Raw genomic sequence first — 17,478 nt, forward strand, 5'->3', positions numbered from 1 at the left:
CAATGCCGTTCGGTTAGAGGTTCGATCTGCGGCGCAATGCTCGGCGTTTCGGCTGGTGATACGGGTGCAGCCCTTGTAGTGGTTCTCGGGTCCGCCAAGACTCGTGTTCCTCCACAAGGGCTGCTGTGTCCGATTCTGTCATTACGCATGCCCCCGGTGTGTTTGCCGTGGGGCACCTGGGCGAGTTGACCCAGGTTGTTCCCTTCCATCTCGTCGATGAGGCGCTCGCATCCGCGGGTGGTCTGCAGCAGCGGGTGCGGCGGCTGCCGTCGCGGGTGGTGGTCTACCTCCTGCTCGCAGGCGCGCTGTTCACCGGCCTGGGCTGGACCGGGATCTGGTCCCGGCTGACCGCCTCACTGCCCGCGCCGCTGCCCGTGCCGGCGGGTTCATCGATCACGGCCGCGATGCGACGCGTCGGCCCCAAACCGTTGAAAGCACTCTTCGACCTGGTCAAAGGCCCCGCAGCAGTGGCCGCGACACAAATGACACGGTTCGCGGGCAGACTGGTGGTCGCGATCGACGGCACCCAGATCGCCCTGCCGGACACACCCGCGAACCTGCAAGTGTTCCCCAAGGCGAAGGCAGGACAGAACGGGCCGGCCGGATACCCGATGCTGCGTCTGGTCACGCTGGTGGCCTGCGGGACCCGAACCCTCCTGGACGCCGTCTTCGGCACCGACGCGACCGGCGAACTGACCTACGCCCGCGACCTGGCCACCACCGCGGGCACGACCGGAGCGCTACGGCCCGGAACGCTGCTGCTGGGCGACCGGAACTTCTCCGCCACCGCCTTCGTGAGCACGGTCGCCTCCACCGGCGCGGACTTCCTCATCCGTGCCAAGACCCACACCACGGCTCTCAAGTTGCCGATCGGGCGCCGGCTGCCCGACGGCACGTTCCTGTCCCGCATAGGGGAAGTCACCGTCCGCGTCATCGAGGCCACCATCACTCTCACCCCCACCGACGGCACCGGCAAGCGCCCCGTCACTCGTAGCACCTACCGGCTTGTCACCAGCCTGCTCGACCCGGACGAGGCACCCGCCACCGCACTGGTCAGGCTCTACCGCGAGCGCTGGGAAATCGAGACCAGCTACTGCGAGCTGAAATCGACCATCCTCGGTGGCAGAGTCCTGCGCGGACGCCACCCGGCAGCCGTCACCCAGGAGACCTGGGCACTCCTGGTCGCCTACCAGGCACTACGCACCGCGATGAGCGACGCTGTCCTGCACCGGCCCGACATCGACCCCGACCGCGCCGCATTCACCATCGCGCTGAACACGGCACGTGACCAGATCATCCGTGCGGCCGGCATCATCACCCACACCCGGATCGACCTCGTCGGCCGGATCGGCACCGCCATACTCAACGGCCTCCTACCCGCCCGCCGAGAACGGTCCCGGCCCCGCGTGAAGAAACGAGCGATCAGTTCCAAGTACCGCGCCGTCGGCCGCGACATCGACCATCGCACCCACAAGACCACCGTCCACATCGAGATCCGTACGTTGCCAAACCCGCCAGACGGCTAACCGAACGGCATTGACCCTAGGGGGTGCGTCCTGACCACCCCCGGACCACCGGTCCGTCAACCTCGCTCCTCGAACAGCCTTCGGACGGGACGTCAGAACTACCGCCCTACCCCTTGATGTGACGTGCGCATGTCGCCACCCTGTTACCTGGCGACCACCCCACCGAAACCCGGCGCCGCCACGATGGCCTGGCTCCACAGGTCGCTGCCCAACGTCCCCCCACACCAAGGGAGTTCGCATGTCCGGTATCTACGCGCGTCGCATAGCCGTCGTCGCCGCCTCGGCCGCGCTCGCCGCAACCACCGGCCTTCTCACGGCCCCCACCGCCCAGGCCGCGATGCCCACCCCGGTCAGCGCCTCGACCGCCCGTTCGTACCTGAGCCAGCTCACCGTCTCCACCGAGGGCTCCTCCTCCGGCTACAGCCGCGACAAGTTCCCGCACTGGATCACCCAGTCGGGGGCCTGCAACACCCGTGAAGTGGTCCTGAAGCGCGACGGCACCGGCGTCGTCCAGGACTCCTCCTGCGCCGCCACCAGCGGCAGTTGGTACTCGCAGTACGACGGCGCCACCTGGACCGCCTCCGGGGACCTGGACATCGACCACATGGTGCCGCTCGCCGAAGCCTGGCGCTCCGGAGCCAGCGGCTGGACCACCGCCCAGCGCCAGTCCTTCGCCAACGACCTGACCCGCCCTCAGCTCATCGCGGTCACCGACAACGTCAACCAGTCCAAGGGTGACCGGGATCCGGGCGAGTGGCTCCCGCCGCGCACGGCCTACCGCTGCACCTACGCCCGCGCCTGGGTGCACGTGAAGCACTACTACGACCTGAAGGTCGACTCCACCGAGAAGAGCGCCCTCCAGTCCGTCCTGAACGGCTGCTGACCCACCCTCCCGCCCCGGCGGGCCTACCCGCCCTCCTCCGTCGTTCCGTACCCTACGGAGCCACCGGTGACGGCGACGCGAGGAGGGCACACATGGCCGGGCTACGCCTGGGACCGCTGCTGAGGTACGTCGACTGGGAGTCCGGCTCCCGGGCGACGGTCTGGGTGGAGGCGACCAGGCCCTGCACGGCGGAGGTCCGCTGCGCCGACGGGGCGACCGGCGCCTCGCCCACCTTCGCGGTCGAGGGGCACCACTACGCCCTCGTGGTGGTGACGGGCCTGACGGCCGGTTCGACCACACCTTACGAGGTGCTGCTCGACGGCCGCCGCGTCTGGCCGCCCGAGGACTCCCGCTTCCCGCCGAGCACGATCACCACCCCCGCCGTGCCGCAGCCGGACGAGGCGGATCCGGTCCGGGTCGCCTTCGGTTCCTGCCGCTGGGCCGCACCGCCCGCCCACGGGCACGACGCGATCGGCCCCGACGCGCTCGACACCCTGGCCGTGCGTCTCGCCGCCGACCCGGAGGCCGTACGCCCCGACGTCCTCCTGCTCCTCGGCGACCAGGTGTACGCGGACGAGACCTCGGCGGCCACCAGGAAGCGGCTCGCGGCACGCCGCGACCTGGAGGAGGCGCCGGGCGCCGAGGTCGCGGACTACGAGGAGTACACCCACCTCTACGACGAGTCCTGGCGCGACCCGGACGTGCGGTGGCTGCTCTCCACGGTCCCCAGCTGCATGATCTTCGACGACCACGACGTCGTGGACGACTGGAACACCAGCGCGGCCTGGGTCCGGGACATGCGCCGCACGCCGTGGTGGCACGAGCGGATCGTCAGCGGGCTCATGTCGTACTGGGTCTATCAACACCTCGGCAACCTCTCCCCCGACGCCTTGGAGGCCGACCCCGTCTACGCGGCCGTACGCACCGCCCCGGACGGCACCGAGACGCTGCGGCGCCACGCGGCCGACGCCGACGCCGATCCCACGCGGACCCGGTGGAGCTACCGGCGTGTTTTCGGCCGAGTACGGCTGCTGATGGTGGACACGCGCGCGGCCCGGGCCCTGGAGGAGGAGCAACGGGCGATGCTCCGCGACGAGGAGGCCCGGTGGCTGCGCGACGAGATGCTCACGGACCCCGGCGCGTTCGACCATCTGCTGATCGGCACCTCGCTCCCGTGGCTGCTGCCGCACCTCATACACGACGCGGAGACATGGAACGCGGCCCTGTGCCGCGGGGAGCGCGGCGAACGCTGGGCGCGCCGCGGGGAGAAGGTGCGCCGGGCCGGTGACCTGGAGCATTGGGCCGCGTTCCCGGAATCCTTCCGCCGACTGTCGGAGCTGCTGAGGGAAGCCGGACGCGCCCATGACGCCCCCGCGACGATTTGCGTGCTCTCGGGCGATGTGCACCATGCCTACATCGCCGAACCCCGGTGGTCCGATTCCACACCGGACGGCACGCCCGCCGCACACGTCCTGCAACTGACCTGCTCCCCCGTCCACAACTCGATCCCCGGATACATGCGCGCCGGCTTCCGGTTCGGCTGGAGCCGGGCGGGCCGGTGGCTCGGGCGCGCGCTGGCGCTCCACGGACGGACGGGGAGCCGCCCGACGCGCTGGCGGAGAACGGGCGGGCCGTGGTTCGGCAATCAGCTCATGACCCTCACCCTGCGCGGCCGGAAAGCTGCGCTGACATTGGTTCAGGCCAGGGCCACACCCACGGGATCACAGCTCGAGACCGTTCTGGAGCGCTCGCTGACCTCGAACGAATGACCACCTTTCAGTCAGTCGACAGAATGTTGAACTTGCAAGCACTTATGAGGTCACCCTAACCTGATGGGCCCCGATCGGTTCACGTCCCCAGACCGAAGGAGCCCCACCCCCCATGTCCACTCGTCTGAACCGGGCCCAGCCCTACGCACTCGGCCTCTTCCGGGCCGTCGTCGGCTTCCTCTTCGCCTGCCACGGCGCCGCCTCCCTCTTCGGGGTCCTCGGCGGCCCCATGGGCGGCGGCACCGTGCCGACCGGCACCTGGCCCGGCTGGTACGCCGCGGTGATCCAGCTCGTCGGCGGCACTCTGGTCGCACTCGGCCTCGGTACCCGGATCGCCGCTCTGATCTCCTCCGGCTCCATGGCCTACGCGTACTTCAAGGTCCACCAGCCCGAGTCGCTGTTCCCCCTGCAGAACGGCGGCGAGGCATCGACGGTCTTCTGCTGGGCCTTCCTGCTACTGGTCTTCACCGGCCCCGGAGCCGTGGCCGTGGACCGGCTGTTCTCCTCGCGCGGTGGCTCCGCGCGTGAGGGCGCACCCGCCCCGGAGAAGGCCCGGGCCGTCACGGTCTGACCTCCCGCGCCCCGCGCCCCGGCCCCCCCTCCTCCCGAGGGGGGCCGGGGCCGTCACGTGACCTGCGCAACATCCGCCGCCCACCCGGCGAATACCAGGTGAACCGGGTGAACGGCAGGCGTACGCTGTACAGCTGAGCCTGCCGCTCATGCCGCTCCCCTGCGACGTCGCGGCGTTGACACGGAACACGGAATCGGGGAGTAGAAAGTGCTCGAGAGTGTGGGCGCGCTGACCGGCAGCCCATGGATCTACGCGGTGGTCGCCCTCTCGGTCCTCCTCGACGTCCTGCTGCCCGTCCTCCCCAGTGGCGTGCTGGTGATCACCGCTGCCACGGCTGCGGCCGCGGGCACCACCACCGTCACAGCCACGGCCGGCGAGGCCACCCGGCAGGTGCCCTCGCTCGTGGCTCTGACCCTCTGCGCAGCCACCGCCTCGGTCCTCGGTGACCTCGTCGCCTACCGCCTGGCCTGGCGCGGCGGTGACCGCCTCGACCGGGCGATCGCCCGGTCGCGCCGCCTCACCTCCGCGCAGGAACGCCTCGGTGCGGCGCTGAGCCGTGGCGGGGGCGCGCTCGTGGTCATCGCCCGTTTCGCCCCGGCCGGCCGCTCCGTCGTCTCCCTGGGCGCGGGGGCCGCACACCGCAAGGTGAAGGAATTTCTGCCCTGGTCCGCCGTCGCCGGAGTGGCCTGGGCGGTCTACAGCGTGGGCCTCGGCTACTTCGGCGGCCAGTGGCTGGGCGCGGGCTGGATGGGCACGGCCGTCTCGGTCCTCGCCCTGTTCCTGGCCGGTGCGCTGGCGGCCGTGGTCATCCGCCGCCCCGCCCACGCCTCGGCGGCCCCTGCCGCCGGGGCCCCGGCCGGGACCTGAGCACCCGGGACCTCGCTCAGACCCGGGCGGCGCCCCGTATCTCCAGGCCGTCCAGCAGCCGCTGGGTCGACTCGGCGATCTCGGCCACGGCGCGGTCGAAGACCTCCTGGTTGTGCGCGGCGGGCGCGCGGAAGCCCGAGACCTTGCGGACGTACTGCAGGGCGGCGGCTCTCATCTCCTCCTCGGTGGCCTCTTCGGGGATGGCGGGCGGACGAAGCGTCTTGATGCTGCGGCACATGCCTCCAGTGTGCGACGTACCACTGACAACGCGCCCGGGGACCTACGGAGCGTCCGCGGAGGTCCGTCGGTCCGGTGCCCTCGCGAACGGCGGGAGGACGTAGGTTCCGTCGAGTACGGGCTGCCCGGGCAGGTGCAGACGCATCAGCGGCAGGAAGGCCCCGGCCGGCACCGGCAGCCAGTTCGCGGCCGCCTCCGGGGCCTCGGGCCGCTCGGCGGACAGGTGCAGCGTCAGCGAGCCGTCCGCGCCGTACACGAGCCCCGGTGTCCGGTCGCCGATCGCGTACCGGTCCGCCGCGTTCACGACCAGGTGACCCCCAGGACTGTCGTACACGGTCAGCGACCAGAAGGCCCGGACCGGCGGCGGCTGTGCCAGGCGCAGGACGTAGCGGTGGGCACCGGTGAGCGAGTGGCCCCGGGAGTCACGGGACGTGTGCGCGTACACCGCCTCGTACCCGTGCGGAAGCCACCGGCCCCGCCGCGCCGCCACCGCCCTGACCAGGTACGACGCCTCCCGGTCGGGAATCCTCCACTCCGGTGAGCCGAGGGTGCCGACACCGAGGTGGTCCAGGTTGTAGTCGCGCAGGTGCGGCACCGTCTGCCACGAACCCGGCGGTCCGCCGGCCACGGGCCGCCGCGCCGCCTCCTCCACCCGCAGCCTGCCCAGCGCGAGCCCGCGCCCCAGACCGCGCGCGAGAGAGGGCCCGGCCGACACGTACGGCGAGATGCCCTCCTCCAGGAGCCCCAGCGGCTGGAAGCGGTCCTGGTACGCGCGATCGGCCGCGGCGGGCGGGAAGTCCGCCATCCACACGCGGAGCTCCTCGAAGAACCTCAGCTCCCCAGGGACCCCGGACTCGGTCGCGGGGAGCCCGGTCCGGTGAGCACGATCGCCCAGATGCGTGAGGGTGAGCTCCTGCTGGAGCGCCCTGACCCGCGGCATGTCCTCGGGGCCGTCGCACGCCAGGCGGCCGACGACGGAGACGACCGAGGTGGGCGCGTCGATCACCCCCGACACCACGTCGGGCACGGTGACGGACCATCCGGGCGGCACGACCAGCCAGTCCCCCTCGCCGCTTCCGGTCGCCCGGGGCCCGAGATAGGCGAAGGCGTTGCCCCACGCGTCCACGAACTGGAGGACGTAGTACGCACCGGCGGTGTCCGGGACGTGCAGCCTGACCGGCCCCCCTGACAGGTCGAGCTGGGCGAGCGCGTCGACGAGGTCGGCCGGGGCGAACGGGACGTGCGTCCCGGGCGTCGCCGGCCCGTCGGCATGGGCGAAGTCGTTGAACGGCGACGGCGCCAGGGCACCGCACCCCTCCTGGAGGCATGCCCGGACCGCCGACAGCTGGCGGACGAGCGGCGACCCGTAGACGTACGCCTCGGCGGCCAGCGCCGTGATCGCGTCCGGTTCCATGCCACCTCGCCCGGGGTTCACGTCAGATGACCGGCTTCGCCCGGTGGGAGCACAGGGCCCAGATCACGAAGGTGTCGAGCGCCACGGAGATGACCGCCCACACCGGCTGGTACGGCAGCCAGACGAAATTCGCGACCAGGTTCAGCGCGGCCAGCCCGATGCCCACACCCCAGGCCCACGCCGCGCCCTTGAGGATGCCCCACCCGACGAACACGAGGAGCACCCCGAGGACGAGGTGGATCCAGCCCCAGGCGGTGACGTCGAACTTGAACGTGTAGTTGCTGATGCGCGTGTACACCTCGTCGGACGCGATGCCCGCGATCCCCTTGACGATGGCGAGGATGCCGTCGACGAGGAGCACGACCCCCGCGAACATCACCCCGCCCGCCGCCCAGGGGCCCCCGGGATCGGTGGAGGAGGGGCGCGAGGTGCCGGGTTCGGATGCTGACTGGGCCATGGGACTCCTCCGCTCGACGACCGTCCCGCACGGCTGCGGGCAGATCCGACCCTGTGCGCAGGGCGCCCCCGCCACGACCCCGACGCACCCGTTCGGGTGGCGGCCCGCCCTGCCGTGGCGCTCCCGCAGCTGACGGCCCGCCCCGGCCCGTCTTCCATGGTGAACACCACCCGGCACCCCGTACTCAGCGCCAGGTGTCGAGATCCCCGCCCCGCCACTCGATCAACTCCGGCTGGTCCAGATCGATCTCGTCGGCCCCCTGGGCGAGCCCGGCCCGCCGCAGGAACGAGGCCACATCCCCACGCCCGTGCGCCAGCCCCACGATCTGCCCACGCACGGTCACCCGCCGCCCACCGGTCGGCGAGGGCGGATACACGATCACGGGCGGAAGTCCGGACATGCCTCCACGGTCCCCCGCCCCCCGCCCTCGCGCATCCCGGGACCAGCGGGGCGGCCGGGGCGACGGCCTGGCCACGTCCACGCACTCCTCAAGGACGCCCTGCACAGCCTCATGCACCAGGACCTCGGCGTCTCCGACCGGCGCCCTGTCGTACGGACAGGGCCTACCGGCGGCCGCCGGGCTCGTGGTAGGTCTCTGCGGTAGCGCGGGCCGGAAGGCGGACCGCGCAGAGGGCGGAGGAACGGTGAGTGCGAACACACGCGGAGTACTGGCAGTCGTGGGTACGGCGACCGACGGAGTCCAGAGGCTGCGCATCGGCCTGGTCGAACCGGCCATCGCCCTCGGCTGGCAGGTGGCCGTGACGCTCACCCCGAACGCCGGCCGATGGCTGAGGGCCGACGGTGAGCTGGACCGGCTGGAGTCTCTGACCGGCCTGCCGGTACGCGACACCCCCCGTCTGCCGACGGAGCCCCGCCCGCACCCCGTCGCCGACTGCTGCGTCGTCGCCCCGGCGAGCGCGAACTACGTGGCCAAGCTGGCCACGGGCATCGCGGACAACCAGGCGCTGACGCAGGTGAGCGAAGCTCTGGGCACGACCGGCGTCCCGGTGGTGGTGTTCCCGCGGATCAACGCGGCACACGCGCGCCACCCGGCGTGGGAGAGCCACATCGAGGCGCTGCGGAGGGCAGGCGTGCGGCTGGTGTACGGGGCGGACGTCTGGCCACTGCACGAGCCACGCCAGGAGCCCGCGGACCGAGAGCCGCCCTGGGCCACGATCCTCGGCCGCACAGCGTTGCTGGCTCGTTGACGCACCACACCGAACCGCGCGAAGGACGGACCATGGCAGGCCGGATCACAGCAGTGAGCAGCAACGCGACGTACTCGTTCAGCAAGCCCAATCGCGAGTCCGTCACCCTGCTCGCCGGACTGGGTGTCGAAGGGGACGTGCACGCGGGCGAGACGATCCGCCATCAGTTCCGCATGACGTACGAACCCGACCTGCCCAATCTGCGTCAGGTGCACCTGATGCACGAGGAGCTCTTCGGTGAACTCGCCCTCAAGGGCTATGCCGTCGCCGCGGGTCAGCTCGGCGAGAACATCACCACCCGGGACATCGATCTGCTCGCCCTCCCCACAGGCACCCTGCTGCACCTCGGCGACCAGGCGGTGGTGGAGGTGACGGGCCTGCGCAACCCGTGCGCGAAGATCAACGACTTCCGGCAGGGCCTTCTCGGAGAGGTCTTCGCCATCGACCCGGCCTCGGGGGACTTCACGTTCAAGTCCGGCGTCATGGCCGTGGTCCGCCACGGCGGCCCGGTGCGCCCGCACGACACCGTCGAAGCCGAACTCCCGCCGGGCCCGCACCGCCCGCTGGAGCGTGTCTGAGCGATCAGCCACCAAAGCAGCGCCTGGGGAGAGGACTTGCCGTCCGGGCGATGGCCTGGACGGCCCGCAGAGGAGAGCGGATCACCGGCGTAGGATCCGCGTGTCCGCAGGGAGAACGTGCACGTCCGGGGGAGCAGTCATGGGTGGTTCGGGAAGAGCCGACGCGCAGACCGAGGCCGACGGCAGGACCCGGCCGAGAGGCCTGCTGTCCCGCCTGGGGATCGCCGCACTCGTCCTGGCCATCCCGGTCGGAGGGCTCGTCTGGCTGTTCCAGGACGATCTCTTCCACCCGTTCGGCGACGCCCGGGCCTGCGAGGGGAGCGACGCGCCGTTGTCGAGCGTGATCGGCATCGGCAACGCCCCGATCCCCGAGGACGCCTCCGACGTCCACTACTTCACCGAGGACGGCACTGCCCGAATCTCCTTCCTGAGCAGCCGGATACCGGAATTCCTCCACCGGTCCGGCCTCCTCGCCGAGGGCGCGCCCCCGTTCGACAAGCAGAGCGGCGGTATGTACGGGCTGGGCGACGGCGAATCCGATCACCCGGTAGGCCTGTGCGGTCCCGCTCTCAGGGGCCCCGCATGGGCCTACGACGGCTCCTTCGTCAACGTCCTGGTGGAACGCTCCGACATCAACCCGGACGCCTTCCGTGGCCCGGCCGCCCGCGCGGTGGTCACGTACAGGACCCCCTGACTGCGGCCCCGGCGGTCCGTCGTCCGGCCTGTCCCGGGGGCGGCCCGGAGAGCCGACCGTGCGCCACCGTCTCTCGCAGGCATCACCTGATCCGGCATCACAGGGCTCCGGAGGGACAGCTGAGTCCACCGCCGGTCTGCGCGAAGTCGGAACACGCAGAGAGGCTCGCTACCGTGACGCCGACAGCGGCGCCCAGCGCGTGACCGGCCACGCGACGACGAAAGCCCGGCCTATGACCTGATCCTCGTCGATGGTGCCGCCACCGGGCAGGTCCTGGTGGTACCGGGAGTCCGAGGAGTCCTGTCGGTGGTCACCCATCACCCAGATCTTCCCCTTGGGCACGTCGATCGGCCCGAAGGGCTTGTCGCCGCACGGAGTGTTGCCCGGGTAGACGAACGCATCCTCCAGCGCATCCCCATTGACCTTCACAGGGCCGCTCCCCGAGCACTCCACGGTGTCACCTCCCACCGCGATCACCCGCTTGATCAGGTCCTTCTCGTCCGCCGACGGCATCAGGCCGACGAAGCTCAGAGCCTTCTGCACCGCGTTCGGCTCCCCGGTCCTCCCAGGGAGCCACCCACCCGGGTCATGGAAGACCACGACCTCCCCGCGCTGCGGCTTGGACCCGAACCACGGAGTCAGCTTGTCGACCAACACACGGTCGCCCACCTGCAGCGTGTTCTGCATCGACTCGGACGGGATCGAGAACGCCTGCACGAAGAACATCTTGATGCCCAGAGAGAGCACCAACGCCAGGACGACGAGGATCGGCAGCTCCCTCCAGAAGGAGCGTTCCTTCCGCCTGCCCTCGCCCGTCTCATCGGCGTCCCCGGATCTCGACCGTGCGCCAGTGGAAAAGCCCTTCACAACCACGCCCCCAACCCCCGCGCCCGGATCCGAGCGCACCATGTCCGAAGTGATCCCCGTACCCACGTAGACGGGTCCACCACAGACACAACGAACGGGAGTTCCCGGAATCCGGACCTCTGCACCTCGTTCACCCACAGAGCCTTCCGAGTCCTCACAGCTGTCCGCACCACTGGCGGAGCGGCTTTCGGCTGGAGCAACTTCCGGGCTGGGCTCCGGGCTGCCGGCGAGTCGGGCCGTCCGTGCTGCACAGTCAGCACAACGGCGGAGCCATGATCTTAAAGGAGTACCCCGAAGCGGCTGGCTGAGACCGTGGAACCGGCCACCCCAGTCACGGCATGTTCTCCCCTCACGCCGAGCGCGATACGCCCGAGGAACTGCCGTCACCTACTACCGTCAACGCCCCCGCAGCGACGTGCTGCGGGGGCGTTCCTGTTGGTGGGCGCGGACGGTTTCGAACCGCCGACATCTGCTTTGTAAGCCTGGCGCCGATCATGGGCACGTCCTGGCTGGTCAACAACCGTATAGCAGCACCAGGCCTGTCAGCCCGTGCCTGCACCGCCTCACACCCCAATCAACCGTGAATGACCGCTCGATCTGGCACGCATCTGGCACACGCTCCGCCGATAGGCGCCCTGCAGATTCGAGCAACCGGGTGCCACTACATGTCACACCAGTGGATGCGAGAGCGAAGCTGGTTGCGGCAGGCCGCCGGCGCGGCTGCCAGGTGATTAGCCGGAGTAATAGCCCTCACCCCCTGGCGAAAGTGCCGCCCAGACCGGATAGGCGTAGCGCAAGGTTCCGGGGCGAATCGATCAGTTTGTGACGGCCCTTGATGGATTCCAGCCCGGCCACAATAGGACTCGAAAGGAACGTCATCAACTCGTCTACCTCTTGCCGGGACGGTCGGGGCGTGAACTCCTTCCGCAAAGCATAGAGAATGTTCTCTACACTGATGTACCCGTCGTCGACGGGATCTTCGTCCACGGCTTCCTGGAAAGCCAAGTCGATGATCCTGCGCATGAGCAATGACCGTCGTTCCAGAGCCTGGTATCGCTCGGCCAGGTCGTCGCTGAACGTATCGATTCGCGAAAAGGAATCCCGGAGTTCGGTAAGGGGCATCGGATTTCGCGAGTGAGAGTCGAGCAGTGCGGCGAGTTCGTCGATCCGCAGAAGGATAACCTCGTTCTCCACCGCCCAGTTTTTGAGGCGTGGAGCAAACTCCGGCCCTACAACGACTACGTGATCGGCCTTGTGCTTTCTTTTGTGATCGCGTAGCGCGTCGAACTTAATGCTGGATTCGGCGACTTGGCCGTTCCCTGAACTCTTCGCGTCCACGATGATCCGGAAGCGGTCCTTTGCGGCCAGCTGTGCGATGCCCAGAACGTCCGTGCGGCCCGATCCGCCTAGATGCTCGGCCTGGAACCCGAGAAAGGCAAACGCGCGTGCAACCGCTTCCTCGAACTCTCGACTTTCCGTACCAACATTTCCGTACTGCCGCAGCTGGGCGATGACTTCCTCAGATAGCAAGGAAGAGGGCGCGTCTTGCAGCCCTGCCGCACCAGTTTCCTCCGTCTCACCTTTGGCCGGAAGCTGAAGTGTCAGGTTTTTGACAAAACTCCGCCCGGCCGCAGTAACACGGAACCGCTGCCAATCCACCCGTTCGACCAGGCCCGCATCCTGGAGAAACCCGAGCCTGAGACGGACCTCCCCATTCGACGCCTGGGCATAGCCGTACATTTCCTTCGCCAGAGTCACCAGCGCCGAGGTAGTCGCAGGCTTTTCCAAATGGTGCAAGATCTCACCGAAGAACAAATACCGGGCATGCAGATACACGACGAGCAATTGCCCGTTCCCCTCGTCGATGAGCCGGTGTGCCTCCTCGCTCGGCGCGAAACGATTGAACGATGTCTGCTCGATAAGTCCGGTGTGCCGTAGGGCATGCATCATCGTGGTGAAAGATGTCTTACTGATTCCGAACTCGTTTCCGCATAGCTCACCGAACTCTTCAAGCCCTGCACCATCACCCAACAGAGCTACCAATCTGCGCAAGGCAGCGGCCACTGTCAGGGTCGAATCCCCATCACGGTTGTCTGAAGCGTTGCCCCGTGGGATGTAGCCGATCAGGGTGCGGCGGTTCCTAAGGTCGACCTGCTCCAACTGCATGGAGTCGCCCAAGAATGCAATTGCCCCCGCATCGTTGGCTGACTCGAGGATCTCCTCCCCTTCCCCCCGGGCCGTCTCCGGCGGACAGAGCGGAAGAACTTCCAGCATGCTGTCCCCCAGTGCGGTCCTCACGACGCGCTGGCCCCACAACTCGATCATCCCCAAGCTCCTGAGCCACCCCGTGCGGTCCCGCACGGGTGACAGAGTTGTCCAGTTCAGACCGTACTTCTCTGTGGCCACCTGCAGCAGATCCGCGTGCTTCGTCTCATCCTCGATCGCAGAAAGAAGCTCACCGAAGAACTTCACACGCGCATGCAGATGAGCGGTCAGGAATGCGTTGTCCTTGTTCTCCAGCCACTCCTGCGCATAGGCGCTCGCCTGCCACTGGTCCCCGCCCGACCGCTCGGCGAGACCAGGCGCGGAGAGCACCCGCCGGCACAAGTCCTCGCAACGAGCACTGATGCGCTTCCCTTCCGGTGTTAGCCAATCCAGCAAACGATCTCCGTCGCTGGGCAGTTGAGCGAGTACCTGCCGGAGCAGATCCGCCTGGACCTCAGTGCCGCCTTGGATGTAGCCGAGTGAGTTACCACGGTCGCGCCACGGCTTGGCGGGTACGGGCTGGTGGCTCTGCATCTGCATCCCCTTCGCTGCGGTGCTCTCCGCTCGAGAGTAGAGGGAAGCACTGACAACGAGGGCAAATGGCTGCCCTACTGGCTGGAGGAGTTCGTCAGGGACGACCGCAAGAAGACGACGTACGCCAAGTACGAGACGCACGTGCGCCGCTACCTGATCCCGCGCATCGGCTCCAAACGTCTGGAGACCCTTGGGGCCGCCGATGTGCGCCGCATGCTCACAGAGGTGACGGCACAGGCGTCGGCTGCCACAGCCAAGGAGTCGCACCGCGTTCTCCGCAGCGCTCTTACGGCCGCCTGCCGCGAGGAGTTGATCAGCAGGAACGTGGTCAAACTCGTCCCGGCCCCGCGGGTTCAGTCGCGGGAGCTGAAGCCGTGGAACCTGGAGGAGACGACGACGTTCCTGGAGGCTGCCAGGAAGGATCCGCTGTACGCGGCGTTCGTGCTCGCCGTGGCTCTGGGGCTGCGTCGAGGAGAGGTCCTCGGACTGCGCTGGTCAGACATCGACCTGGAGCGCCGCACGCTCACAGTGCGGAATCAGATTCAGCGGGTACAGAAGGAGCTGTACGCGGACTCAACCAAGAACAGGCGCACACGAGCCCTTCCCGTCCCGCTCATGTGCGTGGCGCCGCTACGCTGGCAGCGCCTCCGTCAGGCATCTCAGCGCCTCGCCGCAGGGCTTGACTGGCATGAGAGCGACTACGTATTCACAACCAGGACTGGGCGAACGATCGAACCGCGCAACCTCAGCCGGTCGTTCGAACGCATCACGGAGGATGCGGGACTGCGCCGAATTAGGCTTCACGACGCTCGACACGGATGCGCCACGCTGTTGTTCGCCGCTGGTGTGCCGGCACGGGTCGTGATGGAGATCTTGGGGCACTCACAGATCGCCGTCACAATGAACATCTACACTCACGTATCCGATGAGCATCGACGGGAGGCAATGCGACACATGGATCGCCTCTTGCGCCGCCCCCCTCGGGCCCGCTGAATCTTCCCAACTGCGGTCCACTTTCTGCACTCCTGCTCCCGATACGCTACTGGCCGAGCGATTGCCAATGGCCAACATCGGGAGCAGGGTGGCAGACTCCGCAGGAATAGGGTCGCACTCAAAGGGCGCTCTCTGAGTGCAATCGGGTGGCACGCTACTCTCGATCCCGGTAACGATTGCTTGCCCATTGAGCCTTGAGTGAGTAGCGCTCCGCCGGATCGAGTTCCCCCAAATTCAGAAGTCGGTCAATGGTCGTCGTCACACTGACACGCAGTGAAGTTGCGATCTGAGTGATAGTGTCGAACTCTCTCACATCCGCACCTGCTGAAGCGATAACGCCCCTCAATAGCCATGTCGGCATCAAGAAAGACGCAGCAAAGGCATTCGCTCTTTGCTCAATAGCCATTGGGGCCCACGGCCCTGAGGCGACCGCTAGCTCGTCAGCATGATCTCGATCGATTAGCAGATGGCAGAGTTCGTGAGCCATAGTAAACCGCTCGATCTCCGAAGTGTTACCCCATCTGAAAGAGGGATTGGAGAGAACCTTCGGGCGCTGGGTAGGACCAAATACCGAAATCGCCCTGATCGACCGGTCGGAAAGGGGGAGTTGCCCCTTTCCCACTCCAAGCGAATCCAAAACGCCATGGATATCAATCCACGTTGCTTCATCAATGTCGGCAAGTAGGAGCTCGCAGGATTTCTCGCCCAGCCAACTCCCTTGCTCACCAGGACTGAGATCTTTCACTTCAGCCAGGTCAAGAGGCAGAGAGAGCTTATTGAGCCATGCCGAGGCGTCATCGGTGTAGTTTTCCAGAAGTGTACCGGCGATGAGACGGATATCATCATCTTGCAACTCCGGACTGTACGCCCCATACACGAGTTGCGCATAGGCGCTACCCGAGACCACGAGATCAGTATCCCGATTGGAACCTGTAATACGCTCCTTAACAGTTTGCGGTACAGCATCGAATACGCCATCAACGAGAGTCGTGATTCGCTGATAGGACTCAACGTCGTCACCGCACCCAGCGAGAAGAGCGTACCGCTTCAACTTTCGATCTGGCCCCGCGAGGGAATTAACTGCATTTACGAGCCGATCAATTCTTTCGGACTGCCCTGCAACTCGCCTAGCCAGCTCTTCAGAAGCTGCCTGAATCACCGAAAAGATTGCGCTTGCCGCATCCCGAGGATTGACCTCGTATCGTCGATTGGGTGCCAAGAATGTGAAATCGTCTGGAATTCCCACCAGATTCTCCGCACCTGTCGACACTTCCAAGGTGTCCCTATAGCGCCGAAAATACACATCGGGGAAAAGGCCACCTTCTCGGCGCGAACGAAAACTGTGCCGATCCCACCACGACGCCCATTCATCCATCCAAGAAAACTCGTCGAATTCCTTGAGCGTCAAAGGTGGACTTTTAGTTCTCGCCATATTATCGGCAGCAGAAGTACCGGCGTTCTTTAGGGCTAGGCGCTCCTCATGGAAGAGTACATCCCAGTTCACGGTAAACCATTCGAGGAGCGGCAGAATATACCAATGCGACGCAGAGAGAACCTCACCTTGCTCAAGATGGGCGCATAGGTTTTCACCACCCACCCACAGCTCGAACGAACCCCATGAGGCAGCCTCTTCAGGGACTGCCTTATCGTCAGCACCGTGAGGGTTACGCAAAAATGAAAGCTTTAGGGCAAGTTGAGTCGGGTCGCCGGCAAGCATCTCCCAATTGCTTCCAGTCATTGCACTCACCAATGCTCCTTAACGCTCCGCTTTTTTACCTTCCGTGAGGCTAACCATGCATTTCGGAGCTTTTGAGGTACTCTCCTCCACTCAACCGGAAAGCCGTGCCAACATCCGGGGGCATGCTCATGACCGCAGTAAGCCCACTCCCCATCTGTAGCGTAGCGCTTACTGGGCTCACTCGGATCTGTGACGCTCTGAACTACTGAACTTGATTGGGTGATGTCGGGTCGTTCGCCTGACGGCGGCTGAGCCGGGTCGGTAGCTGTGTGGTGTGAGATACGCGCAGGGCGGCGGCTTGACCGATGCCAAGAGGGTGGCGAGGGAACGGATCCGGCTGGAGGCGGTCGGCCGTTTCGAGGATGGCAGGAAGAACAGGGAGATCGCGGCCGCGCTGAGGGTGAGCGAGCGGTCGGTGGAGCGCTGGCGCCGGCAGTGGCGGGAGCGAGGTGTGGAAGGTGTCCGCTCGAAGGGGTCACCAGGCCGTCCGAGGCTTTCTTCAGCTCAAATCATTCGGCTTGAGCGCGAGTTGGAGCGCGGCCCCCTCGCCCACGGCTGGGCGGATCAGCGCTGGACACTGGCGCGGGTGAAGACGTTGATCGGGCGGCTGTTCCACGTCGGCTACACGGTGGAGGGGACATGGCGGCTGCTGAAGCGGCACGGCTGGTCCTGGCAGCAGCCGGCCCGCAGAGCGATCGAACGGGACGACGAAGCAGTGGAGTTGTGGAAGAAGGAGGTGTGGCCGGAGGTAAAAGCACAGCGGCGGCCCGCGGAGCCTGGATCGTCTTCGAGGACGAAGCCAGCCAGTCGCTGAGGCCGCCACGCGCGAGGTCCTGGGGCCGGGTCGGCCAGACTCCGGTCGTGCGCGTCCGGGGCC

Annotated in this window: 17 protein-coding genes; 10 read left to right on the plus strand and 7 right to left on the minus strand. The window is 67.2% G+C overall.

The genetic code is table 11. From position 1 onward, the window contains the following. The first annotated feature begins 167 nt into the window (after positions 1 to 167). The 5 genes from B9S57_RS23015 (at position 168) to B9S57_RS23035 (ending at position 5,616) form a co-directional block, all read left to right on the plus strand. The gene (locus tag B9S57_RS23015; RefSeq protein ID WP_374935955.1) at positions 168 to 1,526 is read left to right on the plus strand and encodes an IS4 family transposase; all 1,359 of its coding nucleotides are present in this window, start codon (positions 168 to 170) and stop codon (positions 1,524 to 1,526) included. Between the two features lie 238 nt (positions 1,527 to 1,764). Beyond that, positions 1,765 to 2,409 (plus strand): HNH endonuclease family protein, encoded by a 645-nt coding sequence (locus tag B9S57_RS23020; protein ID WP_103517495.1) that lies wholly within the window; start codon positions 1,765 to 1,767, stop codon positions 2,407 to 2,409. A 92-nt stretch (positions 2,410 to 2,501) separates the two neighbouring features. Beyond that, positions 2,502 to 4,178: an alkaline phosphatase D family protein gene (locus B9S57_RS23025; RefSeq protein ID WP_103517497.1), complete on the plus strand. Its 1,677-nt coding sequence runs from the start codon at positions 2,502 to 2,504 to the stop codon at positions 4,176 to 4,178. A 112-nt stretch (positions 4,179 to 4,290) separates the two neighbouring features. After that, positions 4,291 to 4,749, plus strand: coding sequence for a DoxX family protein (locus B9S57_RS23030; RefSeq protein ID WP_103517499.1), 459 nt, complete (start codon positions 4,291 to 4,293; stop codon positions 4,747 to 4,749). A gap of 207 nt (positions 4,750 to 4,956) precedes the next feature. Continuing rightward, entirely contained in the window at positions 4,957 to 5,616 is a 660-nt protein-coding gene (locus tag B9S57_RS23035) for a DedA family protein (RefSeq protein ID WP_103517501.1), read from the plus strand. Between the two features lie 16 nt (positions 5,617 to 5,632). On the opposite strand, the gene B9S57_RS23040 is transcribed toward B9S57_RS23035, so the two are convergent. From B9S57_RS23040 to B9S57_RS23055, 4 genes are all read right to left on the minus strand, one after another. Continuing rightward, complete coding sequence (locus B9S57_RS23040) at positions 5,633 to 5,854, minus strand: DUF2277 domain-containing protein (RefSeq protein WP_103517502.1); 222 nt, start codon at positions 5,852 to 5,854, stop codon at positions 5,633 to 5,635. Between the two features lie 42 nt (positions 5,855 to 5,896). Next, on the minus strand, positions 5,897 to 7,267 hold the full coding sequence (locus B9S57_RS23045) for a DUF1254 domain-containing protein (protein ID WP_103517504.1): 1,371 nt from the start codon (positions 7,265 to 7,267) through the stop codon (positions 5,897 to 5,899). A 22-nt stretch (positions 7,268 to 7,289) separates the two neighbouring features. Then, the gene (locus tag B9S57_RS23050; protein WP_103517505.1) at positions 7,290 to 7,724 is read right to left on the minus strand and encodes a hypothetical protein; all 435 of its coding nucleotides are present in this window, start codon (positions 7,722 to 7,724) and stop codon (positions 7,290 to 7,292) included. A gap of 184 nt (positions 7,725 to 7,908) precedes the next feature. After that, the gene (locus B9S57_RS23055) at positions 7,909 to 8,124 is read right to left on the minus strand and encodes a hypothetical protein (protein ID WP_103517507.1); all 216 of its coding nucleotides are present in this window, start codon (positions 8,122 to 8,124) and stop codon (positions 7,909 to 7,911) included. 244 nt (positions 8,125 to 8,368) lie between these two features. Here B9S57_RS23055 and B9S57_RS23060 point away from each other — a divergent pair, with 244 nt between their 5' ends. The 3 genes from B9S57_RS23060 (at position 8,369) to B9S57_RS23070 (ending at position 10,204) form a co-directional block, all read left to right on the plus strand. Beyond that, positions 8,369 to 8,932 (plus strand): flavoprotein, encoded by a 564-nt coding sequence (locus B9S57_RS23060; protein WP_103517508.1) that lies wholly within the window; start codon positions 8,369 to 8,371, stop codon positions 8,930 to 8,932. Positions 8,933 to 8,964: 32 nt separating this feature from the next. Further along, a complete protein-coding gene (locus B9S57_RS23065; protein ID WP_103517510.1) occupies positions 8,965 to 9,510 on the plus strand; it encodes an MOSC domain-containing protein in 546 nt (181 codons plus the stop codon). A 139-nt stretch (positions 9,511 to 9,649) separates the two neighbouring features. Beyond that, positions 9,650 to 10,204, plus strand: coding sequence for a hypothetical protein (locus B9S57_RS23070; RefSeq protein ID WP_258036521.1), 555 nt, complete (start codon positions 9,650 to 9,652; stop codon positions 10,202 to 10,204). A 168-nt stretch (positions 10,205 to 10,372) separates the two neighbouring features. Here B9S57_RS23070 and lepB read toward each other — a convergent pair whose 3' ends face one another. Together lepB and B9S57_RS23080 are read right to left on the minus strand one after the other, a co-directional pair. Beyond that, on the minus strand, positions 10,373 to 11,113 hold the full coding sequence (lepB, locus tag B9S57_RS23075) for a signal peptidase I (RefSeq protein ID WP_103517516.1): 741 nt from the start codon (positions 11,111 to 11,113) through the stop codon (positions 10,373 to 10,375). A 708-nt stretch (positions 11,114 to 11,821) separates the two neighbouring features. Further along, the gene (locus B9S57_RS23080) at positions 11,822 to 13,870 is read right to left on the minus strand and encodes a restriction endonuclease (protein ID WP_181011441.1); all 2,049 of its coding nucleotides are present in this window, start codon (positions 13,868 to 13,870) and stop codon (positions 11,822 to 11,824) included. Here B9S57_RS23080 and B9S57_RS23085 point away from each other — a divergent pair. Beyond that, complete coding sequence (locus B9S57_RS23085) at positions 13,859 to 14,863, plus strand: site-specific integrase (protein ID WP_258036522.1); 1,005 nt, start codon at positions 13,859 to 13,861, stop codon at positions 14,861 to 14,863. The two genes, B9S57_RS23080 and B9S57_RS23085, sit on opposite strands and share 12 nt — an antisense overlap. 154 nt (positions 14,864 to 15,017) lie before the next feature. On the opposite strand, the gene B9S57_RS23090 is transcribed toward B9S57_RS23085, so the two are convergent. Next, positions 15,018 to 16,601 carry an ImmA/IrrE family metallo-endopeptidase gene (locus B9S57_RS23090; protein WP_103517513.1) on the minus strand — a complete coding sequence of 528 codons (1,584 nt, stop codon included), beginning with the start codon at positions 16,599 to 16,601 and terminating at the stop codon, positions 15,018 to 15,020. A gap of 274 nt (positions 16,602 to 16,875) precedes the next feature. On the opposite strand from B9S57_RS23090, the gene B9S57_RS23095 reads away from it, so the two are divergent. Then, positions 16,876 to 17,415: a winged helix-turn-helix domain-containing protein gene (locus tag B9S57_RS23095; RefSeq protein WP_103515313.1), complete on the plus strand. Its 540-nt coding sequence runs from the start codon at positions 16,876 to 16,878 to the stop codon at positions 17,413 to 17,415. Positions 17,416 to 17,478 lie beyond the last annotated feature (63 nt).

The sequence above is a fragment of the Streptomyces sp. SM10 genome, assembly GCF_002910915.1.
Classification (GTDB): Bacteria; Actinomycetota; Actinomycetes; order Streptomycetales; family Streptomycetaceae; genus Streptomyces.